Below are 26,191 nucleotides of genomic sequence, written 5' to 3'. Positions count from 1 at the left end.
TATCTTACATAATGGAGTTAAGTCCATGTCAAATAAAAAATTATATTCAATTGGAACGTTTTCCAAAATAACTGGGTTGAGCCCAGATACAATTAGATTTTATGAAAAGAAAGATCTTATCCATCCTGAACATGGTCCCAGACAGTTGCGACAATATACTGATGCCCACGTGGATCATGTGGCATTGTTGCTAAGACTAAAAGCGGCTGGTTTTACTTTGGATGAAATTCATACTTATACCAACTATCGTGGTCAAGGGCCAGAAACCATACCAACACGTTTGAGATTGATGAGGGAAAAAGTTGAGTCCTTACATGAAAAACAGTCTGACATTGAGGTTAGTATCAAATATTTAAATGAAAAAATGGAATTTTTAAAAAAACAGCAACAAGATAATTTAATAAAGTGAACAGAAATAATAACTATAATGTCTGACTTGTAGTTCTAGATCCTCCTTAATTAGAAGTAAATTTGGATTTTTTGGTTAAAAAATATATAAAGTATGTTATTCTTTTAATAGAACATATGTTCGTGCAGGAGAAAAACATGATTTTACATAAAATTAAGAGTATTCGCACAAATAATTTCAATGATCCAGAAATGTTTTCAAAAGTTACAGATCTGTGGTCTAAGTCGGTGGTTAATATACCAGAAAATAAAATTAGGTATGGTATTTATCATAACTATCAATCTGATTATAGGGGCGACTATTCCTTAACTACAGCAATTGAAGATAAAAATGATATGTCTGGGATTTTAATACCTGATTCTAATAAGTACATTACTTATACTGACGATTCAAATGATGTTCCCAAATTGTGGAAACAAGTATGGTTAGACGAGGATAATAAAAAAATTATTAGAAAATATGATTATGATTTTGAAAAATATTATCCTGATGGAACGGTTGAAGTATATATATCCGTTAAGTAAGAATTGTAAAAATAGGTCTTGGGTTCAAGTGGAATACCTTATTGGATAAATTGAAATATATTAATAATTCATTAGATGACTATGCAGCAGTAATCTTTGTTAGAACAATGCCAAACACTTATTGAGCAATTCTATCAAGATTTGTTTAAAACGATTATGAATTAAAATAAATAGCCTTTTATTAGTAACTTCAACTGCAAGAATATACAATATGTTTAACCAGAAGAACCGGAGGATAGACATATGACACGTAAAGTTATTCTATTCATCGCGGAAACTTTAGATGGATATATTGCAGAAGAAAATGGCAACATTGACTATTTGATTGATAATGATTTTACATCTGGTGAAGACAATGATCGTGAATATGAGAAATTAGTTAAACATGTGGATTCAGTAGTCATGGGGCGCAAAACTTATGATCAGGTGGCTAATAAATTGTCGCCAGATAGTTATCCTTATGATGATTTTGATAATTATATAATGACTCGTCAGCCAATTGATGATGTCGGTAATTTGCATTTTGTAGACGGTGATATTGTTGATTTGGTTAAGGGGTTGAAGAATAGGTCATCAAATAAAGATATTTGGATCATCGGTGGCAGTAGTATCATTGCTCCATTGGTTAACAGTGATTTAATTGACGTTTATCAAATAGGAATCGTCCCAATTATTTTGGGAAAGGGTATTCCTTTATTTTCAGATAAAACAAAATTTAAAGAATTAACAATGGTATCAGCTAAAAAAGTTAACGGTATTGCCTATCTTGAATACGTTAAGTAAAAAATAAGAGCATCTCTGATTGAAGTCAGGGATGCTCTTTTAGTATTTAGAATAATTAAGTTAAAAGTGTACCTATGAAGTAGGTTACGATCATCGTTCCCAACCCAACAAGTAGATTTCGCAAAATACCTTTGATGACATTGGATTTGCCCAGTCTACTACTGATATATCCTGTGAAAGTTAAAGCAATGATTACTGAAAACATGGTTCCTGAAACTTTATATGGATAAGGAATAAAGGTAATTGCCATCAGCGGTAATAATGAACCAATGATAAATGAGAAAAATGAAGAGAAAGCTGCCTGCCAAGGGCTGAAGTAATCTTTGAATTCAATATTGAATTTGGATTTTAATGTGGCAGCTAGGGGATCTTGTTCCATTAAACTAGAAGAAACTTGTCTTGATAAATCCAAGCCTAAACCTTTACTTTCATAATAACTGGCTAGAGCATTTTCTTCACGATTAGGATTTGCAGCAATCATTTCCTCTTGCAATTTAACCATATTTCTTTGAGTATCTCTTTGAGTACTAACGGAGACATATTCACCTCCACCCATTGATAGGGCTCCAGCAAACATACCAGCTAATCCAGAAATGAATAATGTCATCTGACTTTGTTGTGCACCAGCCACTCCAGTCACAATTCCAGCTACGGAAATGATACCATCGTTAGCTCCTAAAACACCGGCTCGAACTACGTTTAATCTTTCGGATAAACGTAGTTTTTTAATTTCCCTGGGTACGATTGAATGCAGTAAATAATTACTCATAATTGGTCTCCTTCTGTTAGATCATCGGAAATTATAATGTCAATGCAAACGTTTAACTAAATATATTATATTTTTGAATAGAAAGAAAGATAAATTTTTAAAAGACAAGTAATATGCTCAGTAGAAAACCAAAAAAATGTGCGAATAATTTCACATATAAACATTAAATTGAAGGTGTTTTTGGAAGATTAAACGATCTTCTAAAAATGCTTTTTTTAGTAGAAGAAATTTTTTCAAGTAAATTTGTTTAGAAAACGACAAGTGTAGTCTGACAGGCTTTCTTCACGTAAACCTGTCCCTAGGGTCAGGGTCTTATTTTGAATTTTGAAACGTTGTTAAATCGGTATTTTTAAAATTTAACTCAAAAAATATTCTTCAAAAATGCCTTTTTTAAAAAATTGTGAAATTTTCTACATGTCAAATAAAAAGACTTGATTGTCATGATTATGTCTAAAAAAATAAAATTTTAATCAAAAAGCCTATTCTACGGCCTTTAGTGGCAGTTATTTTGTGTTTTAGAACACAATTTGAAATGGAGTGTTGACTTGAACCGTAGGGGGCATAAATATAATGGCACCATAACAAAAATGCAAACGCTCACAAAGGAGAGATTATCATGAAATATGACGCACTTGGAATGATTGAAACTAAAGGTTTAGTAGGTTCTATTGAAGCGGCCGACGCAATGGTGAAAGCAGCTAACGTATCTCTTATTGGTAAAGAATTAGTTGGTGGAGGACTAGTTACTGTCATGGTTCGTGGTGATGTTGGTGCTGTTAAGGCCGCTACTGATGCCGGTGCCGCTGCTGCCCAAAGAATTGGCGAACTATTATCAGTTCACGTAATTCCTCGTCCACATGCAGAAGTTGAGAATATTTTACCAACTCCAAACACAAAATAAGGAGTAAGTGACAATGGATATTAATAAGGAATCTATCAATGGTCGCATTAATCTTGCGGATAGTAAGAAAAATGCATTAACTAAAAAATTCCACACTACAGGATTAATTAATGGTGCAATTTCTGGATTAACGTATGGTATTTATTCAACTCTGGTAATGGTTGCTAGTGGGTATGATCCATTAGTCAGTGCCGCTGGATTTTTGGCAGCACCGTTTGTCTGTTCAGGACTAAATGATTTTATTGCCGGATTGTGGTTGTTGATCTACAACGCTAAAAAAGGTCGCTTGAAGGAGTTAGGCAGAACTCTTAAGACTAAGCCAGGCAAGATGTTGGTTATTGGATTCCTTCTTGGAGGACCAATTGCTAATGGTGCTTACTTAGTTGGTTTAGCAATGGCCGGTGCCTATGCAATTCCAATTTCTGCCACATGTAGTTTGTTCGGTGCTTTGTTTGCTTGGATGTTTTTGAAGCAAAAGCCAACCAAACGTGTTGTCTTGGGTATGGTGCTTTGTGTATTTGGCGCAATTATTATTAATTTTGTAAAACCTGAAGGAGCACCTAACTTCACTCTTGGAATTATCTGTGCTTTGATTGCCGCTGTTAGTTGGGGACTTGAAGGTGTTTTCTCCAGCTTTGGTGGTGCAATGATCGATACTGACGTTGCTGTTAATTTGAGAGAATTAATTTCAGGTCTAGTAGTTCTAGTTCTTATGGTTCCAGCTGTAGGAGCTCTTAAATTACTTGGCGGAACAATTTCAGCCGGAATCCCACTTGCTTGGTTAGCTGTAGCTGGACTAAGTGCAGCCATCTCATTCGTTACTTGGTATAAAGCTAATGCAACTGTTGGATGTGCAATTGGAATGTCACTCAATGTTACTTATGCTTTCTGGGGAGTTCTATTCTGTGTCCTATTCTTAGGTCAAACTTTGACTCCAACAATCGTCATTGGTTCAATCGTTATTGTTCTAGGTGCCATCATCGTAACGATGAATCCTTTAGATCTATTTAAAAAAGGAGGCGTTGAACAATGAGTTTACCAAGTAGAATGGCCGTTTTGAATTATATGAATAGTCACGAAGCAGTTGATGTTAAGGCAGTTATGGCAGCCTTAAAACCACTTTATGGAAATGAAAAACAGTTTAACGAAGAATTATATATGGAACATTTTATGGCTTTAGAGGCCAATGGGCTGGTCGAATTAGATAGTTATGAACTAGACAAAGACGACAACCTAATTATGAATTATCGAATCAACGCTGATGGTCGTGATGCTGTTGCAAAATATGTTGATAAAAAGTATAGCAACTAAACTAAGAGGTTGAATTTATGAGATATAAAGGTGATGAAGCATTGGGACTCATAGAGACAGTTGGTTTGGTCCCTGCATTGAAAGCAGCCGATGAAATGTTAAAAGCTGCAGAAGTTGAATTGATTTCATATGAAAACATAGGATCCACACTAGTTACGGTTATTGTAAAAGGCGATGTTGCGGCAGTTAAGTCAGCCGTTGAAGCTGGTGCCAAAGCAGCATCAGAGATCGGTAAACTTACGGCTAGCAATGTTATGCCACGTCCAATACCAGGTGTTGGCGACATTGTTTCAGTTCATGATATTGATCAATAACTTAGGAGTAAACAGATATGGAGAATTATAAAGCAATAGGATCAATTGAAACATTTGGTTTGGTGTTTGTTCTACAGGCTGCGGATGCTATGTGTAAAGCAGCAGATGTCGATATTGTCGGATATGAAAATGTTGCTTCAGGATATATTTCTGTAATTGTTCAAGGTGATGTTTCAGCCTGTGAAAGTGCAGTAGCCGCAGGAATCAAAGCTGTAGAAAATATGAATGCTGAAGTATATAGCTCAGTAGTCATTCCTAGTCCTCATCGCGACCTAACAAAAATAATTGATCGATATGCATTGAATAAACTATTGCCTGAATAATAAGGGAGCAATAATTATGCAATTAATAGACAATGATTTGAAATCATTACAGGAAGCAAGAATCGTCTCGGAGACAGCTAGGGATTCGTTTGGAATGTTAAAAGGATACAGTCAAGATGAACTGAATCTTACCCTTAAAAAAGTAATCGATGATTTGACCAAAGTTTTGCCAGACTTGTTAAAGCTTGAGTATGCCAATAAGTCCATCGGATCATGTGAAGATAAGTTGGATCTATATAATCAGTTCATTGAACTATATAAGAAAAATATTGATAATGAAAAAATTATTGGACCACTTTTATTCAATGATAAAGATCAGATTGAAAAGATGGGCATGCCCCTAGGTCCAATTGTTACGCTCTTACCAATTGAAAATACCGTTTTATATAGTGTTTACGCATTATTAATAGCGATTAAATCAGGGAATACTTTAGTATTAGTTCCATATCCAAAGGTGTCATCAATTTCTTCAAAAATATATCCACAGATTCAACTGATCTGTACTAACGCAGGATTACCTCAAGGATTCCTCGGATATATGAACAATGTGACTTTCAATGGTGTTAAAGAATTAACCGCCAGTTCAGAAATAGCTGCTGTAATCAATGTTGGTTGTGCTGAATATTATGATCAAATCAATATTCCAAGCAAACCGGTATTTTATGCAGAGACAGGTTCAACACCAGTTTTTATTCAAAAGACAGCCAACATTGCTAAAGCAAGTTCGCAGATTATTAAAAGTAGAGCTTTTGATAATGGATTGGCCCCGGCCTCAGAACAATTCGTTGTTGCCGAAAGCTCCATTTCTGAACATGTCAGAACACAATTGATTAATGACGGGGCTTACTTCATGAATAAAGAAGAAGAGGCTAAGTTGAGACAATCATTATTCCGTAATGGAGTAGGGGTCAGTGAAGAATGTATCGGTAAGACAGCCAAATGGATTGCTAATCGATCGGGCTTTTCCATTCCTGATGATGCTCTGGTACTGGTATCCGAACAACCTTATATTTTTGAAGATGATCCATTCGCTGTGAAGTTGAAATGTCCAATTATGGCTTTTTATAAAGAACCAGATTGGCGTCACGCTTGCGAAAAATGTATCCATCTTTTGAAAGAAAAACGTAACGGACATACCTTAGTTATTCATTCCAAAGATGACAAAATCATCAAAGAATATGCTATTCAAAAACCAGTTGGTCGAATGATCGTTAATGATTCAGCTTATCTAGCTGGTGTAGGAATAGGTTCGAATTTTCCACTTTCAATGTTTTTAGGTGGTCAAACGACTGGTAGAGGTTGTACTGCTAAGAACATCGTAGCTGAAGATTTAACTTACCAAAGAATGATTTATTACAACGATGATGAAACTATTTTATCCTACGACAAAAATTTTGAAGAAGATGTTCTAAAGAAGTTCCTTAATAAGATTTTAGAAAATTAATTCCACGAGAAGTGAGGGAATGATATGAATATTAAAGATTTTTCAGAAAAGTTATCTGAAGCTACTAAAGATTTAAGCGATGAAGAACGCCAAGCATTAGTGAAAATGTTTAGTTCAGTTTCAAACGAAGTATCTAAAGATGCTGAAACAACGCCTAGTAAAGTTGTTGTTGAAGATGAAGAAACTGAAATTCCAGACGGAATTACAAGTAGATTGAAGGCTCTAAAAGACAACTATTTGAAGCAAGTTCCTTCAATCACAACTTATCGTGCACGTGCCATTACTAAGATTGCCAAAGAAAATCCTGGTATGCCAAAGATCATGTTACGTGCTAAATGTTTCAAGTATTGTTGTGAAACAGCACCCTTAGTTATTCAAGATAACGAATTAATCGTTGGTGCTCCAAATGGTGCTCCTAGAGCTGGTGCTTTCTCTCCTGATATTGCTTGGAGATGGATGGAGGACGAAATTGACACGATTGGTACAAGACCTCAAGATCCTTTCTACATTTCTGATGAAGACAAGAAAATCATGCGTGAAGAACTTTTCCCATATTGGAAAGGTAAGTCAGTAGATGAATATTGTGAGGATCAATATCGTGAAGCCGGTGTCTGGGAATTATCAGGTGAATCATTTGTATCTGATTGTTCATACCACCAACTAAATGGTGGTGGAGATTCTAATCCTGGTTACGACGTTATCTTGATGAAAAAAGGTATGATCGATATTCAAAATGAAGCCAAGGCTCATCTTGAAGAATTGGATTATGAAAATCCAGATGATATCGACAAGATTTATTTCTACAAGTCAGTTATTGATACAACTGACGGTGTAATGACTTATGCCAAGAGAATGTCAGATTATGCAAAACAAATGGCTGATAAGGAAACTAACCCTAAGAGAAAAGCCGAATTGTTAAAGATTTCTGAAATTAACGCTAAGGTACCTGCACACAAACCAGATACTTTCTGGGAGGCTATCCAAGCTGTTTGGACAGTTGAATCGCTACTTGTTGTTGAAGAGAATCAAACGGGTATGTCAATTGGTCGTGTTGATCAATATATGTACCCAATGTTTAAGCACGATATTGAAAGCGGTAACATAACTAACTATCAAGCGTTTGAACTTGCTGGATGTATGTTGATTAAGATGTCAGAAATGATGTGGATCACAAGTGAAGGTGGATCTAAGTTCTTCGCTGGTTACCAACCATTCGTTAACATGTGTGTCGGTGGTGTGACACGTCAAGGTCTAGATGCAACTAATGATTTGACTTACTTATTAATGGATGCCGTTCGTCACGTTAAGGTTTACCAACCTTCACTAGCCTGCCGTATTCACAGTAAATCACCTCGTGCATACCTAAAGAAGATTGTTGATGTTGTTAGAGCTGGAATGGGATTCCCAGCATGTCACTTTGATGACACACACATTAAGATCATGCTTGCCAAAGGAGTCTCACTTGAAGATGCTCGTGACTACTGTTTGATGGGATGTGTTGAACCACAGAAATCTGGTCGACTATATCAATGGACATCAACAGCTTATACACAATGGCCTATCTGTATCGAACTTGTTCTAAACCATGGTGTTGACCTATGGTACGGCAAGAAGGTTTGTCCAGATATGGGTGATCTATCGAAGTTCAAGACATACGAAGAATTCGATGCTGCCGTTAAGGAAGAAATTAAGTACATTACTAAATGGACTGATGTTGCAACTGTTATCTCACAAAGAGTTCACAGAAGCCTAGCACCTAAACCATTAATGTCAATTATGTATGAAGGTTGTATGGAACATGGTAAAGACGTATCAGCCGGTGGAGCAATGTACAACTACGGACCAGGTGTTGTTTGGTCAGGATTAGCAACATACACAGATTCAATGGCTGCTATCAAGAAGTTAGTCTTTGATGACAAGAAATACACACTTGAAGAATTAAACAAGGTTCTTGTTTCCGACTTTGAAGACAACGATCAGGCTCGTAAAGATTGTTTAGCTGCTCCTAAGTATGGAAATGATGATGACTACGCTGATTTAATTGCTGCTGACATCATTGCCTACACAGAAGAAGAACATAAGAAGTACAAGACATTGTTCTCAAACTTGAGTCATGGAACATTATCAATTTCCAATAACACACCATTTGGTCAAATGACAGGTGCTTCAGCCAACGGTAGAAAAGCTTGGACTCCATTATCAGATGGTATTAGTCCTACACAAGGTGCCGATTATAAAGGACCTACAGCTATTATTAAGTCTGTATCTAAGATGTCTAACGATTCAATGAATATCGGAATGGTTCATAACTTCAAGATCATGTCTAGCTTACTAGATACCTCCGAAGGTGAAGAAAGTTTGATCATGTTGTTGAGAACAGCTTGTGCTTTAGGCAATGGACAAATGCAATTTAACTACTTAGATAATAAGACTTTGTTAGATGCTCAAAAACATCCCGAACAATATCGTGATTTGATTGTCCGTGTTGCTGGATACAGTGCCTTCTTCGTTGAATTATGTAAAGACGTTCAAGACGAAATCATTAGTCGTACGGTGCTTACTCACTTTTAATTAACAATCAGGAGATGAAAACAATGGATACAAATGTGGATGGTGGCATCGAACGTCAGGCCATGATATTCAATGTTCAGAAATATAGTTTGTATGATGGGCCAGGGATAAGAACCATTGTATTCATGAAAGGTTGCCCATTAAGATGCAGATGGTGTGCTAATCCTGAGGGTATGAACCGAAAATACGAAGTTATGTTCAAGGAAAGTTTATGTAGCGATTGTATGGCATGTGTTGAAGCCTGTCCTCGCGGTATTCACTACATAGATGAGAATGGTCAACATCGTGTTAGACGTGATATTTCTTGTATTGGTTGTCATAAATGTGAAGAAGTTTGTCCAATGAATGCAATCCACATTACCGGAGCCATTAAAACCATACCTGAATTAATGAAAGTTATTCATGAAGATGATGCTTTCTATCAACAATCAGGCGGCGGTGTAACTTTGAGCGGTGGAGAATGTACTTCACAACCAGATGCCGCATTGGCTTTATTAAAAGCCTGCAAAGCTGATGGAATCAATACAGCTATTGAAACATGTGGACACAGTCGTATGGATAAATTGATGGAAATGGCCGATTACATTGATTTGTTCCTATATGATATGAAACACATGGACCCAGTAAGACATAACGAGTTAACAGGAATTAGCAATGAGAGAATCTTAGCTAATTTGAAAGAACTTTTCGAACGTGGATACCAAGTTAAAATCAGAATGCCAATGCTCAAGGGTGTTAATGACAGTGAAAAAGAAATTCATCAAATCATTGATTTCCTAATGCCATATCGTGATTACCCTAACTTCCAAGGTATTAATTTATTGCCATATCATAAGCTCGGAGTTAACAAGTACGGACAACTAGGAATTGATTATCCAGTCAAAGAAGATCCAAGTTTATCCGACGAAGATTTGGACCGTATCGAAGGTTGGATTAAAGAATACGATTTTCCTGTAAAGGTTATAAGACATTAATACTAGATGAAAGGAGGGAATCATATGAATAAATTCAGTATGAAAACAGAAATAATCAGTGGAAATAATTCAATAAGTGAGCTTTCCAACATGCCGATCAAAAATGCTTTAGTTGTCTGTGATCCATTCATGGTCAAGTCAGGTAAGGTTTCGGCAGTCACAGATGCACTTGATAAATTAGACGTTAAATATGATATTTTCTCCGAAGTAGTTCCTGATCCTTCAATAGATGTAGTTTCAGGTGGATTATTCAAAGGAATATCACTGAAGCCTGATACGATCATTGCTTTAGGCGGTGGTTCAGCGATGGACACTGCTAAAGTAATCAAGCATCTCATGGATAATATCGAGATTAAATTAATTTGTATACCTAGTACTAGTGGTACTGGTAGTGAAGTTACTTCATTTGCAGTTATTTCAGATCCAAGCGCCAATGGTAAATATGCTTTGGTAGATGAAGATATGATTCCAGATATTGCTATATTAGATCCAAGTTTAACCATGAGTGTTCCAGCAACAATTACAGCTGACACTGGAATGGATGTAATCACACATGACTTGGAGGCCTATGTATCACTGAATAGTAGTAGTTTTACCGATGCTTTGGCTGAAAAATCCATTCGAATTGTTTGGAATGAATTGCCTAAGGTTGTTAAAAACGGTAACGATGTAGAAGCACGAAAAGTCATGCACGATGCATCTTGTATGGCGGGGATGGCCTTCAGTGAAGCTTCATTAGGAATTTGTCACAGTCTGGCTCATGCCTTAGGTGGTCGTTTCCATAAAGCACACGGAAGACTGAACGCAATGTTATTACCTTATGTCATTCAATATAATTCTGGAATTGATGGATCTGAAGAAACTGAAGCATTACACCGATATGCACAAATTGCTCGAGTTTTAAATATTTCATCATATACAGATAGATCGACTGTTAATTTATTGATTGGTAACTTGAAGAGACTAACTGATCAGCTTTCAATTCCTAAAACAATTGCTCAATTAGGAATTGATGAAAATGAGTATAAATCAGCAGTTCCGGATATGGCTAAAGCAGCATTAAAAGATAGATGTACGGTAACTAATCCTGTTGTTCCTACACAAGAAGATTTAGAAAATATATATCTTAAGTTAGTTAAAGGAAGCTAAAGATATGTTTATTACGGAAAGAGAATTACAGGGTCTCTACCATAAAGCAGAATTTTCAGAATATATGATTTCCAAGAACGACAGGTTAACACCTGAAGCCAAAAGTTTTTTAACAGGTAAAGGAATAAAAATAATCGAAAAAGATCATTCGAAGGATGTCCATAAGACAGAAATCACAGACGGCCAAGATATTACTAAAGAACTTTTAAAGTTAGATCTACAGGCCGCCATCGTTGAAGCTTATGAAATAGATATCAAATTAGGCAACAGTATTTATGAAGTGTATGAGTTGCTTGATCAAGAAATGCCACCAAATTTACAGATATATTCATGTGATGCAAATGAAGTACTTAGTAAACCTATAACAAAAGAAACGTTAAGAAACCCTAAGTATAAAGTGATTATTTTACTTAAAAAGTGTTTATCAAGAATATGTGAAGTTCAATTAGATTCAAAAGATCAATTGAATTTAGTAAAGATAGAGCTGGTCGATCAGATTCGTAAACTAATGGAGGATTAATTATGGGTGAAAGTATGCAGGCTTGTAATGATTTAGTTTCAAAATTTGAAGCCGTTGTTGCCAATCCAGTAATTGATAAAAGCAAAATATATTACACAGGTGTTGATCTAGGAACTGCTTGTGTGGTTCTAGTAGTTATGAATTCTGAATATGAACCAGTTGCGGGTGCATATGAATATTCAGATGTGGTAAAAGATGGAATGATCGTTGATTATTTTGGAGCTATTACCTTAGTAAAAAAACTGAAAAAGAAATTAGAAGATCTGCTTGATACAGAACTTGTTTATTCTTCCACAGCCATTCCACCGGACACTGAGTCCCTGGATGGCGGAGCAATTAAAAACGTAATTCAAAGTGCAGGCTTTGAAATTACATCTATCTTAGATGAACCAACTGCCGCTAATAATGTTTTGAACATTAAGAATGGTGCCATCGTGGATATTGGTGGTGGGACAACCGGGATTTCCATTTTAAATAATGGAAAGGTAGTCAAAGTATCCGATGAAGCAACTGGTGGAACTCACTTAACCTTAACAATAGCTGGAGCAATGAGTACTTCATTTGAAGATGCTGAATTGTATAAGAGAAATACAGACAATCACAAAGAACTCTTACCAATTTTGAAACCAGTTATTGAAAAAATTTCAACTATCATAACAACACAAGTTGCTGGGTATGATGTGAAGGATTTGTATTTGGTTGGTGGAACTGCTTGCTTAGGTGGGATTGAGAAGATTATTGAAAAGAAAACGGGGATAACAACACATAAGCCAGTAAATCCCATGTTTGTTACTCCTTTAGGGATTGCTAAAAGTTGTACAAATGAAGTCATAGATTAGGAGGCAGTAGATATGGACTGTAGAATTATCAAGTCACCTAGCGAAGGAACCATGGCGATATTAAATCGTCGTAAAGGTTCTGGAATTAGAGACAAAATCGACAACATAGATGCCGTCGGTTTAGTTCAAGGAAGATTGATCGAAATGGTTGTAGCCTCGGATATTGCTGAAAAAGCTGTCGGTGTTACCACGGAAGATATCAGGGGTAGCTGTCCTCAGAACATGATTATGCTCGCCATCTTTGGCGATACTGCCTCCGTCACTTCAGCAATCGAAGAGATCAAGAAAACGTGGGAAACGGAACAATGGTAATAGCTAAATTAATAGATAATGTCTGGGCAACCAGAAAAGCTGATAATATGAACGGCTTGAAATTAATGTTGGCAGAGATCACAGGCGGTAGAAAGAACGGAGAACAAATCGTAGTTTGTGATGTAATTGGTGCCGGTATTGGCGATAGAGTCATCATAGCTAGTGGCACTGCAGCCAGACAGGCGTTAGGGGACAATACCATACCAATAGATTCAGCTGTGATTGGAATCATCGATGATAGCTGTAAACCAGTCTGAGGGGGTGTTGGTAAATGAAAAAGGCACTATGTGCAAGCACTGTTGAAAGCGTTTACTCAAATGGTCAAACGAATATTGAAGTTGATCAAGATACCATTATCACACCTTTGGCCAAAGATTTAATTGAAGAATATGGTTTAAATGTAAAAATCATTGAACCAAAAAAGAAGAAAGATGCGAGTTCTAAAAATATTTCTGAAGAATTGATCGTATCAATAATTAAAAAGATATTGAAAGATTCTTTGAATAATCGATATGTAATGAAACTCGATTCTAATGGATTAAAAGTTGTCGATGGGAGCAGTATACAATTTACTGATATTCCTAACTGTACAAATGGTGGGTCCGGTCAATATTGCAGTATTTTTTTCGGAAATTCTAATAAATCAAAGTTTGGCTTAGTCAGACTAAATCATACCGAACTAACTAAAACCATTGGAAATGACACTTATCTATACATATCTAAAGGAGCATTAGATATCTCCATTAATGAGAATTCGTGTGTATCAAAAGAAGGCGACATCATTTTCATTCCTAAGAGAGCTAATGTCACTGTTAAAGCCCTTAAAGATGTCGAACTTGTTTATTCTTTAACTGAATAATTCATATAAATTGATGGAGGTAATTATGCAAGCATTAGGGTTAATAGAAACCAATGGACTAATCGCCGCTATTGAATCCAGTGATGTCATGTTAAAAACAGCTGAAGTTGACCTAGTGTCAAAAGAATTCGTCGGTGGCGGATTAGTAACAGTATCAGTTGTTGGGGATGTTGGGGCTGTAAAAACGGCCGTTGATGCCGGAGCTAGTGCAGTCGAACAATTGGGAGATAGTTTCCTAGTTTCAAAACACGTCATTGCCAGACCTGATTCAGAAATTGAACCACTTTTAGATGGTCCAAAAACGAAAAAGGTTCCAGAAGAAGTTGCCGAAGAGATAGTTGAAGCAGATCCAGTTGAAAATGTCGAAGAAACACCGAAGAAAAAACCAGTCGGTTTTAAACCTGAAGAGCTGGAACCAAAACGAATTGCCGAACTAAGAAAAATAGTAAAAACTAAAACGAACTTGAACATATCAGATGCCGATTTACAAAAGATGAGTAAGAAGCAGATTATCACTGAAATATTGAATTCTGATAAGGAAGGTTAGTAATTATATAGGAGAGCGAACATGGAGAATTTTGATAAAGATTTAAGATCAATTCAAGAAGCCAGAGACCTTGCCAGAGCGGGCCATCAAGCCGCAGTTGATATTTCAACTTTTAGTCAAGAACAAATCGATGCCATTTTAAAAGCAATGAGCATTGCTGGAGAGAAACATGCTGTTGAGTTAGCTCAATTGGCAGTTGAAGATACTGGATTCGGAAATGTTGCTGACAAGACATATAAGAATCACGCTGCAGCAACTTTGCTATATGAGCAAATCAAAGATGAAAAAACAGTCGGTATTATCAGTAAAGATACTGAATTGAAGACTATGGATGTTGCAGAACCAGTTGGTTTGGTAATGGGAATCGTGCCATCAACTAATCCAACATCAACTGTTATTTTCAAATCAATGATTGCTTTGAAAGCAAGAAATGCCATTGTTTTTGCTCCACATCCAGCCGCTGCTAAATGTACATTCAGAGCTGCAGAGATTATGAATGAAGCCGCTAAATCTGCCGGAGCTCCGGATAACATTATCACTTGTGTTTCAAATTCAACAATGGGATCAACTAATGAGTTGATGCATGCTAAAGAAGTTAAGCTGATTATTGCTACAGGTGGCCCAGGAATGGTTAAAGCAGCCTACAGTTCAGGTAAACCTGCTATTGGGGTTGGAGCTGGTAATTCTCCTTCCTATATTGAACGCAGTGCCGATGTAAAAGAGTCAGTTTCACAAATCATCGCAAGTAAATCATTTGATTACGGAACAATCTGTGCATCAGAACAATCCATTATTTGCGAAAAATGTAATAAAGATGAAGTCGTCAGTGAGTTAGAAAAACAAGGTGGATACTTCATGGACGATGCTGAAACAGAAGCTGTCTGCAACTTGTTATTCAAGAATGGTGGACACGCAATGGACGCTAAATTCGTTGGTAGATCACCACAAGTAATTTCTAAAGCAGCTGGTTTCGAAGTCCCTGCTGATACAAAGATTTTGATTGGTAAACAATCTGGTGTTGGTGAAGGCAATCCGCTTTCATACGAAAAACTAACTACAGTATTAGCATTCTACGTTGTAGAAGATTGGAAAGAAGCTTGTCAATTAAGTATTGAACTTCTTCAAAACGGAATTGGACATACAATGAATCTTCACACTAATCGCGAAGATATCGTCTTAAAATTTGCAGCCAAACCAGCCTCAAGAATCCTTGTAAATACTGGTGGTAGCCAAGGTGGAACAGGTATCAGTACTGGCTTACCAATTTCCTTCACGTTAGGTTGTGGAACATGTGGTGGAAGTTCAGTTTCAGAGAATGTAAGTCCTAAACATTTACTTAACATCAAGAAAGTAGCCTTTGGTTTGAAAGATGTAACAACTTTGGCTGAAGATGACAAGAGCTTCAATCATCCAGAACTCAAAGATGTTGTTAAGAAATGTGTAAACAAAACTCAATGTGACAGTTCATTAGAACATGTAACAAAAGATATGTCGGATAAAGAACTAAAAGTACTAACTGAATTAGTTAGAAAAACATTATCTGAAATGAATGCGTAGGTGTCGACATGGAAGACTATGAAGAATTATTAGGTAAATTGGTCGAGAAATTATCTGGACCAAATGTTTCCGAAGACGTGATTGCGGAAATTGCTAAAAAAGCTACAACAGATGAAAAAACAATTCCGGTTGGAGTATCTAACCGTCATATCCATTTATCACAAACTGATTTGGATAAGTTGTTTGGCAAGGGCTATCAATTGACTCCTTTAAAGGATTTATCACAACCTGGACAATATGCTAGTAAAGAAACAGTTATTATCTGTGGACCTAAAGGTTCAATCAGTAAGGTGAGAATCCTTGGACCAGTCAGAGCTAGAACCCAAGTAGAAGTTCTAAGAGGCGATACCTTTAAATTAGGTATTAAAGCACCACTTAGAATTTCAGGTGACTTACTTAATTCAGGACAGGTTACTGTTGTTGGTCCTAAAGGGTCAGTTGAATTAGATGAAGGTGTTATCGTAGCCCAACGTCATATTCATATGTTGCCAAGCGATGCTGAAAGATTTGGTGTTAAAAATGGCGATATCGTTACGATTGTTATCGAAGGTGATCGTGGTGGAGAACTCAACAATGTAGCCATTAGAGCTAACGATAAATCTGGGTTAGAGTGTCATATTGATACTGAAGAAGCAAATGCTTTAGGAATGAATTCTAAAACTAGGATTCGTATTAAATAAACGAAAATTTGGAGGAAATTATAATGAAATCTGATGCATTAGGAATGATCGAAACAAAAGGACTAGTAGGTTCAATTGAAGCAGCCGATGCTATGGTAAAGGCAGCTAATGTTACTTTAGTAGGAAAAGAATTCGTTGGTGGCGGAATTGTCACAGTTATGGTTAGAGGCGATGTTGGGGCTGTTAAAGCAGCTACAGATGCTGGCGCCGCAGCCGCTCAAAGAATTGGTGAATTGTTATCAGTTCACGTAATTCCTCGTCCACACGCAGAAGTTGAAAATATTCTACCAAAGACAACAACAACTACAGCTGAATAAGAATATTATAGGTAGTCAATTTTTTCTCAAGTTACAACTCCATATTCACACTCCGAAAAATTAGAGCTGAACTAGCACATTCAACTCTTAAATAAAAAGCCGGCAACTCTTTCAAATCAGAGTTACTGGCTTTTGTTTTAATTTAAATTTACACCCTGTATTGCATTAGAATATGAAGTAGATTAGTTTTTAACGATGGGTATCAAGATTTCAGTGACAAACATATTGATATCGGTAGTAGTCCAATAATCGACGACGAATCTTTCATACACGTTGGGACCGCAATTGTAGCCATTTTCTTTAGCCCAATTTTCCATATCAGCGTATTTTTTATACATTTGAGCGTGGTCACCGATGTAATAAGAGGAAATAAAAGTTTTACCACCAATATTTTCTAAAGGTAAGTTACTGTCATTATTTCGAACTGGCTTTTGCATGATGGTAACACGGTTGGCTAATTCTAAGGATTTCTTTTGACAATCATCAAAGGCTAGAATCACTGGACCAGTAATTTCAGCGTTATTTTCCTCCAAGTACCTGATCCAAGGAACATTGATTACCGATTCTTTATAATCATAATCAAAATCTTGGTCTAAAAAGAAATATTGAGTTGGCTGAATATATTTGATATTGATAGATTCAAATTTATTACTGGTCACATTCATACCTTCATGAATCAGTTCCAACCAATCCATCAAGGCTTGGCGAGAATTTTGAATTCTTTTTTCTTCGTCTTCTAAGAATGATATTTGATTTAAAAAATTTCTTTCATGGAACAAACAACTGTTATTGTCACCAACGCCATTCATGTCCTGCAACTTAAAACCCATCTGTTTATAATATTTAAGGATTGGCATTAATTGAATAGTGGAGTCACTGTAGTATCGATACCCGTTGGATGGACAAATGTAGTCTGGTTTGAGGATACCTAATTCTTCGTAGAAAATTAAAGTTTTGCGAGAGACTTTGCATATTTTGGCTGTTTCACCTATGGTATGCAAATTTTTTGAGTCAACCATTATTAACCTCCATGATAAATACCGTTCATAAGTGTATTATATAACAGTATAGTTGTAAACGCTTACAATATTTTGAGCCGATTTATATTTAGATTGAATATGTGATGAATATTGACTAATTTTATTCCAAAAAACAATCATGATTTTTGGCATATAAAAAATATAATATTAGTCTATATTGCCTGTTCTTCTTTGTTTGACGTTGCTGTAGAATGTTAAATAAGAGATGGTATGAAACCTATTTAAACAAATATGTGAAGTAAAAAATGATCTCTGATTTTTTAAATAATGGCTCTAAATACTAAAGCCGGATTGCATCAGAAATGATCAGACATATTGAGGACGAAACCATCTTTATCGACTCTAAAATAATAATTGTGCTTAATTGTAAGAGTTGTTTTTAAAATCTATGAATTGATTACTATTGAAACAGGAGAATAAATATGGCGGAATTGTTAATAAAAGAACTTCATGTTGAAGTTGTAGATGAGGAAAAGAAGACTAGCAAAGAAATTCTCAAAGGCGTTAATTTAGAGATGAAGACTGGTGAGATCCATGCCATCATGGGACCTAATGGAACAGGTAAATCGACTTTGTCGCAAACTATTATGGGTCAAAAAAATTATCATGTAACTCATGGTGACATTCTGTTAAATGGGCAAAGTATTTTGGATATGCCAGTCGATGAACGTGCTCGTAAAGGTTTGTTCTTGGCAATGCAGTATCCAGCTGAAATTCAAGGTGTTACGAATGCTGAATTTTTACGTGCTGCGATCAATGCTAGACGACCAGAAAATGACAAAATCTCAGTTATGGACTTTATTAAGGAATTAGACAAGAATTTGGAATTGTTAGATATGAGTGAAGCTATGACAGAGCGTTACTTGAATGAAGGCTTTTCCGGTGGTGAAAAGAAACGTAATGAGATCTTGCAACTATTGATGATCAAACCAAGTTTTGCACTGTTAGACGAAATTGATTCTGGACTTGATATCGATGCACTTAAGGTTGTTTCAAAAGGTGTCAACTCAATGCGTGGCGATAATTTTGGAGCTTTGATCATCACTCATTATCAAAGACTGTTGAATTATATCAAACCGGATGTTGTTCATATTATGATGGACGGAAGAATTGTGAAAACTGGTGATGCACAGTTGGCTCAAAAACTTGAAGATGAGGGTTATGCTGGCTTGCGTGATGAATTAGGACTTGATGTGAATCTGATTGACGACTAAGGGGATATTATGACACTAGAAAAATTTGCGATGACAACAGATGAGCCAACTTGGTTCACTCAAAAAAGACAGGCATCTTTTGAGTTGATTGATAAGTTGCCTTTGCCTAAGATGCAACGTTTTAACTTCAGTAATTGGCAATTGATGCCATCAACTAAAACGATTATTAAGACTGATGTGCCAACAACGTATGACGATTATGTTTTAATGGATATTTTTGATGCTATGACAGCGTACCCAGAAATGATTCAAAAGTACTTCATGAATAAAGTTATAAAATCTGACGAAAATAAAATGACAGCTTACCATACAGCATTCCTGAATCAAGGTATTTTTCTGTATGTACCTGAAAATACAGTAGTTCAGAAGCCAATTGAAATTGAATTAAAACAAGATTCCCAGCAACCTTTTATCTCACATATCTTAATTGTGGCAGGTGAGAACTCGAAGTTTTCCTTTATCCAAAGAACTAGAACAGAGGGCGATGCCAAAAGTGTTGCTAACTGCGTAGTTGAAGTAATGGCAATGCCTAATAGTGAAGTGAGATATGCAGCCGTTGATGAAATGGGAGAGAATGTCACTTCTTATTTAAGTCGTCGGGCTTACGTTGATCAAAATGCTTATGTTGATTGGTCAATTGGGTTGATGAATTCTGGTAATACGGTAGCTGATTTTGACACTGATTTGTTTGGCGAAGGTGCTCATTCAGAAATTAAAGTTGTCGATATCACTTCAGGACAACAACAAGAAGGCGTTAATACTCGAGTTACTAATTATGGTAAACATTCAATCGGTAATATTAATCAACGTGGGGTCATCATGGATCGTTCACGTCTGATTTTTAATGGTATTGGACACATTATCAAAGGCGCTTCAGGTGCCAATGCTGAACAACAGAACCGAGTTATGATGATGTCAAATGAAGCCCACGGTGATGCTAATCCAATTCTTTTGATTGATGAAAATGATGTTTTGGCTGGACATGCAGCTAGTGTTGGTCAAGTTGATCAGAGACAACTCTACTATTTGATGAGTCGGGGAATTGATCGTAAAACAGCTCAACGGATGGTTATTCGAGGATTCTTGGGTGACGTACTGGTTTCGATTCCTTCCAAACCTATTCGTGAGGAATTAGTTCAAACGATTGAGAGGAAATTGGCCGATGGACAAACAGTTGCAACAAATTCGTAAGGACTTTCCAATCCTTAATCAAAAAGTAAATGATGAACCACTAGTATATTTGGATAATGCCGCTACTAGTCAGAAACCTAATCAAGTTATTGATGAAATCGTTCGTTATTATCAAAATGATAACGCCAATACTCGTCGAGGTGTACATACCTTAGGTGAGAGAGCTACTGAAGAGTTTGAAGCTGCTCGTCAAAAAGTACAACAGTTTATTAATGCCAAAGAGAGCCGAGAAATTATTTTTACAAAAGGTGCGACTGACAGTTTGAATTTAGTTGCAAGTACTTATGGTGAGGACAATATCGAAGCTGGTGACGAAATCGTCATTTCCGTTATGGAACATCACAGTAATTTGATTCCGTGGCAACAATTGGCTAATCGTAAAAAAGCTGTTTTGAAATATATTGGTTTAACAGCTGATGGTCAATTAGATATGATTGATGCTAAAAAGCAAATCACTGATAAAACAAGAATTGTTTCTATCGCTCATGCTAGCAACGTTCTTGGTGTCACTAATGATATTAAACAGTTGGCTAAAATTACTCACGCACATAACGCTATTATGGTAGCCGATGGTGCACAGGCAGTTCCTCATATGCCAGTTGATGTTCAGGACTTAGATGTTGATTTCTATGCCTTTTCCGGACACAAAATGTTGGCTCCAATGGGAATCGGTGTTTTATATGGTAAAGCCGATTTGTTAAAATCCATGCCGCCTTATCAATACGGTGGTGAAATGATTGATTTTGTTGAGAAATATCAAAGTACCTGGACCGATATTCCTTGGAAATTTGAAGCCGGAACACAAAATGTATCTGGTGCTGTCGGCTTAGGTAAAGCGATTGATTACTTGAGTAGTATCGGCATGGAAAATGTTGAAAATTATGAGAAAGAATTAGTATCGTATGTCTTACCAAAATTACTTGAGATCGATGGATTAACGGTTTACGGGCCACAGGATGCTGATCATCACAGTGGAGTTATCTCATTTAATCTTAAAGGGTTACATCCACATGATGTGGCAACTGCTTTGGATATGGATGGAGTGGCGATTCGAGCTGGACATCACTGTGCTCAACCATTGATGAAATATTTGGATTTAGTAGCCACGGCTCGAGCTAGTTTTTACATTTACAACAATAAGCAGGACGCTGATGGATTGATTCAGGCAATCTGTGACACAAAGGAGTTTTTCAAAGTATGAGTTTAAATGGTTTGAACAGTCTGTACCGTGAAGTTATCTTGGATCATTCTGAACATCCACATCATAAGCAAAGCTTGTCGGAAGCGACGAACAAGATTACTTTGAAAAATCCAACTTGTGGTGACGTGATCAATTTAGAAATTAAACTGGATGGCGATAAGATAAACGATATCGGTTTTACAGGCGAAGGTTGTACGATCAGTCAATCTTCCGCTAGTATGATGACCGATGCAGTTCTCAATAAAACAATAACTGAGAGTTTAGAAATGGCTCATATTTTTTCAGATATGGTCATGGGTAAAGAACACTCTCAAGCTGATTTAGATAAATTAGGCGATGCTGCAATTTTATCTAGTATTATGCAGTTTCCCGCTAGAATTAAATGCGCTACCTTGTGTTGGTGGGCATTGAGAAAGTCGTTAGGAGATGAAGACGATGATTGATTTAAATGATTCAGATTACGAATATGGCTTCCATGATAATATTGAACCCAAATATTCGACAGGTCGTGGCTTGACTGAAGAGACGGTCAGACAAATTTCGGCTGAAAAAAATGAACCACAGTGGATGTTAGATTATCGTCTGAAATCCTATGAGGCTTACAAAAAATTGCCAATGCCTACATATGGTCCGGATCTATCGAAACTTGATCTGAAGAATATGCTTTATTATCAAAAAATGACTGATAAAAAGTATCGTGATTGGGAAGATGTTCCTGATAAAATGAAGGAAACTTTTGACCGCTTGGGTGTTCCAGAAGCCGAAAGAAAATACTTAGGTGGATCGTCAGCACAATATGAATCTGAAGTGGTTTACCACAATATGCGTGAAGAGTTTGCAAAATTGGGAATCATCTTTACTGATTCGGATACAGCTTTAAAGGAATATCCGGAATTATTCAAAAAATGGTTTGGTAAATTAGTAAAACCGACTGATAACAAATTTGCGGCTTTGAATGGAGCCGTTTGGTCTGGTGGATCATTCATCTATGTACCAAAAGGTGTCAGAACTGATATTCCAATTCAGTCGTATTTCCGTTTGAATTCTGAAAATTCAGGACAGTTTGAAAGAACGCTTATCATTGTCGATGAAGGTGCCAAAGTTGATTACGTTGAAGGCTGCACCGCACCAAATTATTCATCCGACAGTTTACATGCGGCAGTAGTAGAGGTTAACGTTCAAAAGGATGCTTATTGTCGTTATACTACGATTCAGAATTGGTCAGACAATGTTTATAGTTTGGAAACTAAACGTGCCGCTGCCGAGGAGAACGCTACGATGGAATGGGTCGATGGCAACTTAGGCTCTAAAGTTACGATGAAGTATCCAAGTGTTTACTTAAATGGTGAAAATGCCCGCGGCACAATGCTTTCGATTGCGGTGGCAAGTAATGGAATTCATCAAGATTCTGGTGCCAGAATGATTCATAACGCCAAGAATACTTCTAGTTCAATTGTTTCTAAATCAATTGCCAAAACTGGTGGTTCAGTTGATTATCGAGGAACTGTACGATTTGGTAAACACTCTGATGGATCAAAAGCTCACGTTGAGTGTGACACGATTATTATGGATGATCAGTCTTCATCTGATACAATACCTTATAATGAAATTGATAATGCTAACGTTTCAATGGAACATGAGGCTCGAGTTTCCAAAATTTCAGAAGAACAACTTTATTATTTAATGAGCCGTGGAATTTCTGAGGAAAAGGCTACTGAAATGATTGTTATGGGATTCGTGGAGCCATTTACAAAAAAACTCCCAATGGAATATGCCGTCGAATTAAACCGTTTGATCAGTTTTGAGATGGAAGGTTCAATTGGTTAAAGGATAAGATTATGACAGAAAAAAAGGATCTAGTTATGGAGGCCTTAGAGGATGTGATCGATCCGGAATTAGGAATCGATATCGTGAACTTGGGTTTGATCTACGGAGTAAGTATTGAACATGAGAATAAAGCCGTGGTGACGATGACCTTGACTACAATGGGATGTCCTTTGAGCGATATGTTACATGATTCGATTGTAGAGGCCGCCGAAACAGTTGAGGGAATCAGTGAGTGTGAAGTTGAGTTAGTTTGGTATCCAACTTGGGATATTTCCAGGATGAGTCGTTATGCTCGAATTTCACTGGGAATCTTTGGAGGATAGACATACTACCGACTAGTTTCCCTGATTCTAATATTATCGATGATTTGAAATTTTTGAAGAAATTTAAATCAAAAGAACGACCTCTATTAAGTATTCAAGATATATTCTTTACTTGAATCTCTTAATAGAGGTCGTTCTTATTTTTTTAGATTAGACTTATTTTATAAGATTATGAATTAAATATACTTATCTCAGAAGAATAAACAAAATACTATCTAGTCTGTAGTAAGAATTGGAAATGTGTTCAGCTATGAAATTATTGTTGGCGGCTTTGCCGCTTACAATAAGGCTGATCTTGGAGATCCATAATTTTGCCGAAGGTGAAATTATTAGCTTCAAGTCATGCCCATAGCGTTCCAACACATTCCCAATTCTTGCGGAAGACGGAAATTTAAGCAAATTGGTTTTTGATTTTTATTTCAGCGATGTAACAAAATTTACAAATTGTTAAAAGAGTTGTAATGAAAATGTATAAAGAAAATTCACAAATAGCTCGTATAATTGACTTTATTAAATTTTACAATTAATGGGATGAGGTAATCTTATACGAGTCAAAAGAAGAAAGTTCAAAAAATATTTGAGAGTTCTTTTGATTGCAACAATAATAATCGTTGGTAGTTTGAGTTATTTCTTCAATAATTCATATGCATCAACCATTATCGACAACTTTAAAACTGAACAGGCAATTAAAAAGAAACAAAAAATTATTCAGACGAATCTGACTAATTATCTGAATACAGTCACCAAGGACGGTACTGCTAGTGTTAGTTTTTACAATTTAGGTGCAGAGAGTGGCAGTGCGGCGGCTAATAGTAAGTATGCCAAACTTTATCAAGCCGGTAGTTTGGAAACTGAAGCGAATGCTCATGCAGTTAAGACGGCGGCTAGTACGTATAAATTGTATTTAACAGCTTACTTGATGAATCAGAAATCGAATGGTAATTTCAGTTGGACGACTGAGAATACTGATAATTTTAACAAGATGATTGTTAATAGTGAGAATGATTTTGCGGAAGCACAGCTTAACAAGTATGGTGCCAGTACAATCAGTGCCTTCATTAAAAAGCAAGGTTGGTATCCATCAGTTTTCCAAGATGGACAAGCTGCCAAAACAACCAGTTACAGTTTGCAGCTGTTGCTAGAAGATTTGGCCAATGGCAAAGGTGCTTTTGAAAATAAATCTGATCAGGCAAAAATTTTGAATTTAATGGACCAACAAATTTACCGAACGGGAATCCCTGCTGGAGCATCCGCTGCTGATAGCGGAACAACTGTCCAAGATAAAGTTGGTTTTCTAAATGATACGAATAATGATGCTGGTATTGTGACGTTGCCAAATGGACAAAGATATATTTTGGTCGTCATGACCAATGGACATAATCAAAGTGGATTGAGCGGTTTTTCAAGAATTGCGGAAATCACTAAGAACGTGCAGAAGATTGTTTATGGATCTGACGCTGGAACTAAAATTGAAAATTATTCTTAATTAAAAAAGTCGAGGGTATCCTCGGCTTTTTTTGTACTATTAATTTTTTAAAGAATTATAACCAGCACCAGTAAATTTATTTAACAGTTGGAGTTCATGGTACCAAGAATCGTTTTTTACAAAGTGGTGTCGTTTATTAATGGCAAATGATCCGTGAATTGAATAGATAAATAGTAGTTCAGCATCTGATTCACTAAGACCAGTTCTTTTTTGAATAGATGGCACCATGCGTGATTTTTCGTGGGCAACGATACGACCAATAATATAGTCACTAAGATTTGAATCCATTAAGAGTTTACGATATTTAGAAGAATCAGCTATTCTTTGACAAGCCGGTAACATTGATTCATTTTCTCGTAATAAGTCAATGCTGAGATTAGAAGGGTCAATGTTATCACTAGGATTCGTTTCATCCTTGAATAATAAGGCGTCGTCCAAAACAGAATTTAAAACGTCAGTCAGATTATCGAAGTGTAAGTAGAAAGTAGAACGGGTGATTTCCGCTTCACGACATAATTTGGCCACATTGAGTTGATTGTATGGCTCGTGTTTAATCAATTCTAAAAAAGAATCCTTAATAATATTAATAGTATAAATAGTTCGACGGTCTGGCTTACGATTTTTTTGCATATAAACTCCTTAACACAATTTAAAAACTGTTTACAACATGAATTAAATTCGAAATGTGTGCTTAAATTTGAATTTGTTTTCATGTATTTTAAATATATTCAATACAGTATGTACATAATTATACATTATGTTAATTAATTTGTTAAAGGAGATAAAATAGAAAAACAGATAGAACA

31 protein-coding genes are annotated in these 26,191 nt (G+C 36.3%); 28 read left to right on the top strand and 3 right to left on the bottom strand.

Features of this window, described 5'->3' with window-relative positions; translation table 11 throughout:
- Positions 1-25 precede the first annotated feature (25 nt).
- The 3 genes from LKACC16343_RS08790 to LKACC16343_RS08780 all read left to right on the top strand — a co-directional run bounded on the left by LKACC16343_RS08790 (position 26) and on the right by LKACC16343_RS08780 (position 1,716).
- Positions 26-409 (top strand): MerR family transcriptional regulator, encoded by a 384-nt coding sequence (locus LKACC16343_RS08790; RefSeq protein ID WP_056951024.1) that lies wholly within the window; start codon positions 26-28, stop codon positions 407-409.
- A gap of 137 nt (positions 410-546) precedes the next feature.
- Entirely contained in the window at positions 547-933 is a 387-nt protein-coding gene (locus tag LKACC16343_RS08785) for an effector binding domain-containing protein (protein ID WP_056951026.1), read from the top strand.
- 243 nt (positions 934-1,176) lie between these two features.
- The gene (locus LKACC16343_RS08780) at positions 1,177-1,716 is read left to right on the top strand and encodes a dihydrofolate reductase family protein (RefSeq protein ID WP_056951028.1); all 540 of its coding nucleotides are present in this window, start codon (positions 1,177-1,179) and stop codon (positions 1,714-1,716) included.
- A 55-nt stretch (positions 1,717-1,771) separates the two neighbouring features.
- On the opposite strand, the gene LKACC16343_RS08775 is transcribed toward LKACC16343_RS08780, so the two are convergent.
- Complete coding sequence (locus tag LKACC16343_RS08775) at positions 1,772-2,485, bottom strand: VIT1/CCC1 transporter family protein (protein WP_056951030.1); 714 nt, start codon at positions 2,483-2,485, stop codon at positions 1,772-1,774.
- 616 nt (positions 2,486-3,101) lie between these two features.
- Between LKACC16343_RS08775 and eutM (LKACC16343_RS08770) the strand changes: the two genes are divergently transcribed.
- Genes eutM (LKACC16343_RS08770) through eutM (LKACC16343_RS08685) form a run of 18 tightly spaced genes read left to right on the top strand, consistent with a single transcriptional unit; the run spans position 3,102 to position 17,103 of the window.
- The gene (gene eutM, locus LKACC16343_RS08770; RefSeq protein WP_025085267.1) at positions 3,102-3,386 is read left to right on the top strand and encodes an ethanolamine utilization microcompartment protein EutM; all 285 of its coding nucleotides are present in this window, start codon (positions 3,102-3,104) and stop codon (positions 3,384-3,386) included.
- A gap of 13 nt (positions 3,387-3,399) precedes the next feature.
- A complete protein-coding gene (locus LKACC16343_RS08765) occupies positions 3,400-4,419 on the top strand; it encodes a DMT family transporter (protein WP_056951032.1) in 1,020 nt (339 codons plus the stop codon).
- Complete coding sequence (locus LKACC16343_RS08760; RefSeq protein ID WP_056951034.1) at positions 4,416-4,697, top strand: hypothetical protein; 282 nt, start codon at positions 4,416-4,418, stop codon at positions 4,695-4,697. Before LKACC16343_RS08765 ends, LKACC16343_RS08760 begins: the two co-directional genes overlap by 4 nt.
- Positions 4,698-4,714: 17 nt before the next feature.
- Complete coding sequence (locus tag LKACC16343_RS08755) at positions 4,715-5,011, top strand: BMC domain-containing protein (protein WP_025085270.1); 297 nt, start codon at positions 4,715-4,717, stop codon at positions 5,009-5,011.
- 17 nt (positions 5,012-5,028) lie between these two features.
- On the top strand, positions 5,029-5,334 hold the full coding sequence (locus LKACC16343_RS08750) for a BMC domain-containing protein (protein ID WP_056951036.1): 306 nt from the start codon (positions 5,029-5,031) through the stop codon (positions 5,332-5,334).
- 16 nt (positions 5,335-5,350) lie between these two features.
- Positions 5,351-6,778, top strand: a complete 1,428-nt coding sequence (locus LKACC16343_RS08745; protein WP_056951038.1) for an aldehyde dehydrogenase family protein — start codon at positions 5,351-5,353, stop codon at positions 6,776-6,778.
- A gap of 24 nt (positions 6,779-6,802) precedes the next feature.
- Positions 6,803-9,349, top strand: a complete 2,547-nt coding sequence (gene cutC / locus LKACC16343_RS08740) for a choline trimethylamine-lyase (RefSeq protein WP_056951041.1) — start codon at positions 6,803-6,805, stop codon at positions 9,347-9,349.
- Positions 9,350-9,372: 23 nt separating this feature from the next.
- Positions 9,373-10,323, top strand: a complete 951-nt coding sequence (gene cutD / locus LKACC16343_RS08735; protein ID WP_087721284.1) for a choline TMA-lyase-activating enzyme — start codon at positions 9,373-9,375, stop codon at positions 10,321-10,323.
- A 24-nt stretch (positions 10,324-10,347) separates the two neighbouring features.
- Complete coding sequence (locus LKACC16343_RS08730) at positions 10,348-11,472, top strand: 1-propanol dehydrogenase PduQ (RefSeq protein WP_056951045.1); 1,125 nt, start codon at positions 10,348-10,350, stop codon at positions 11,470-11,472.
- A gap of 4 nt (positions 11,473-11,476) precedes the next feature.
- Positions 11,477-11,992, top strand: coding sequence for a hypothetical protein (locus LKACC16343_RS08725; RefSeq protein ID WP_056951047.1), 516 nt, complete (start codon positions 11,477-11,479; stop codon positions 11,990-11,992).
- 2 nt (positions 11,993-11,994) lie between these two features.
- On the top strand, positions 11,995-12,831 hold the full coding sequence (gene eutJ / locus LKACC16343_RS08720; RefSeq protein ID WP_056951049.1) for an ethanolamine utilization protein EutJ: 837 nt from the start codon (positions 11,995-11,997) through the stop codon (positions 12,829-12,831).
- A 12-nt stretch (positions 12,832-12,843) separates the two neighbouring features.
- Positions 12,844-13,143, top strand: a complete 300-nt coding sequence (locus tag LKACC16343_RS08715; protein WP_025085277.1) for a BMC domain-containing protein — start codon at positions 12,844-12,846, stop codon at positions 13,141-13,143.
- A complete protein-coding gene (locus tag LKACC16343_RS08710; protein ID WP_056951051.1) occupies positions 13,137-13,400 on the top strand; it encodes a EutN/CcmL family microcompartment protein in 264 nt (87 codons plus the stop codon). Before LKACC16343_RS08715 ends, LKACC16343_RS08710 begins: the two co-directional genes overlap by 7 nt.
- A 14-nt stretch (positions 13,401-13,414) precedes the next feature.
- Positions 13,415-14,002, top strand: coding sequence for a cupin domain-containing protein (locus tag LKACC16343_RS08705; RefSeq protein WP_056951053.1), 588 nt, complete (start codon positions 13,415-13,417; stop codon positions 14,000-14,002).
- 25 nt (positions 14,003-14,027) lie between these two features.
- Positions 14,028-14,549, top strand: coding sequence for a BMC domain-containing protein (locus tag LKACC16343_RS14665; RefSeq protein ID WP_056951055.1), 522 nt, complete (start codon positions 14,028-14,030; stop codon positions 14,547-14,549).
- A gap of 21 nt (positions 14,550-14,570) precedes the next feature.
- Positions 14,571-16,106 carry an acetaldehyde dehydrogenase (acetylating) gene (locus LKACC16343_RS08695; protein WP_056951057.1) on the top strand — a complete coding sequence of 512 codons (1,536 nt, stop codon included), beginning with the start codon at positions 14,571-14,573 and terminating at the stop codon, positions 16,104-16,106.
- Between the two features lie 8 nt (positions 16,107-16,114).
- Positions 16,115-16,786, top strand: coding sequence for a phosphate propanoyltransferase (locus tag LKACC16343_RS08690; RefSeq protein ID WP_025085282.1), 672 nt, complete (start codon positions 16,115-16,117; stop codon positions 16,784-16,786).
- A 23-nt stretch (positions 16,787-16,809) separates the two neighbouring features.
- On the top strand, positions 16,810-17,103 hold the full coding sequence (eutM, locus tag LKACC16343_RS08685; RefSeq protein WP_056951059.1) for an ethanolamine utilization microcompartment protein EutM: 294 nt from the start codon (positions 16,810-16,812) through the stop codon (positions 17,101-17,103).
- Between the two features lie 182 nt (positions 17,104-17,285).
- On the opposite strand, the gene LKACC16343_RS08680 is transcribed toward eutM (LKACC16343_RS08685), so the two are convergent.
- Complete coding sequence (locus LKACC16343_RS08680) at positions 17,286-18,122, bottom strand: MerR family transcriptional regulator (protein ID WP_056951061.1); 837 nt, start codon at positions 18,120-18,122, stop codon at positions 17,286-17,288.
- Between the two features lie 443 nt (positions 18,123-18,565).
- Here LKACC16343_RS08680 and sufC point away from each other — a divergent pair, with 443 nt between their 5' ends.
- From sufC to LKACC16343_RS08645, 7 genes are all read left to right on the top strand, one after another.
- Entirely contained in the window at positions 18,566-19,357 is a 792-nt protein-coding gene (gene sufC, locus LKACC16343_RS08675; RefSeq protein ID WP_056951063.1) for a Fe-S cluster assembly ATPase SufC, read from the top strand.
- 9 nt (positions 19,358-19,366) lie between these two features.
- On the top strand, positions 19,367-20,548 hold the full coding sequence (gene sufD / locus LKACC16343_RS08670) for a Fe-S cluster assembly protein SufD (protein ID WP_056951065.1): 1,182 nt from the start codon (positions 19,367-19,369) through the stop codon (positions 20,546-20,548).
- Entirely contained in the window at positions 20,520-21,749 is a 1,230-nt protein-coding gene (locus tag LKACC16343_RS08665) for a cysteine desulfurase (protein ID WP_056951067.1), read from the top strand. Before sufD ends, LKACC16343_RS08665 begins: the two co-directional genes overlap by 29 nt.
- Entirely contained in the window at positions 21,746-22,192 is a 447-nt protein-coding gene (gene sufU, locus LKACC16343_RS08660; protein WP_056951069.1) for a Fe-S cluster assembly sulfur transfer protein SufU, read from the top strand. Before LKACC16343_RS08665 ends, sufU begins: the two co-directional genes overlap by 4 nt.
- Positions 22,185-23,576 (top strand): Fe-S cluster assembly protein SufB, encoded by a 1,392-nt coding sequence (sufB, locus tag LKACC16343_RS08655; protein WP_411762953.1) that lies wholly within the window; start codon positions 22,185-22,187, stop codon positions 23,574-23,576. Before sufU ends, sufB begins: the two co-directional genes overlap by 8 nt.
- An 11-nt stretch (positions 23,577-23,587) precedes the next feature.
- Positions 23,588-23,899, top strand: a complete 312-nt coding sequence (locus LKACC16343_RS08650) for a metal-sulfur cluster assembly factor (protein WP_054643003.1) — start codon at positions 23,588-23,590, stop codon at positions 23,897-23,899.
- A 589-nt stretch (positions 23,900-24,488) separates the two neighbouring features.
- Entirely contained in the window at positions 24,489-25,385 is an 897-nt protein-coding gene (locus LKACC16343_RS08645; RefSeq protein WP_234032509.1) for a serine hydrolase, read from the top strand.
- A 39-nt stretch (positions 25,386-25,424) separates the two neighbouring features.
- Here LKACC16343_RS08645 and LKACC16343_RS08640 read toward each other — a convergent pair whose 3' ends face one another.
- Positions 25,425-26,015 carry a TetR/AcrR family transcriptional regulator gene (locus tag LKACC16343_RS08640; protein ID WP_056951073.1) on the bottom strand — a complete coding sequence of 197 codons (591 nt, stop codon included), beginning with the start codon at positions 26,013-26,015 and terminating at the stop codon, positions 25,425-25,427.
- Between the last annotated feature and the right edge of the window lie 176 nt (positions 26,016-26,191).

This window comes from Companilactobacillus bobalius, from assembly GCF_002179915.1.
Classification (GTDB): domain Bacteria; phylum Bacillota; class Bacilli; order Lactobacillales; family Lactobacillaceae; genus Companilactobacillus; species Companilactobacillus bobalius.
The sequence above is the reverse complement of the archived record's forward strand: the minus strand, read 5'-3'. Positions and strand labels throughout refer to the sequence as shown.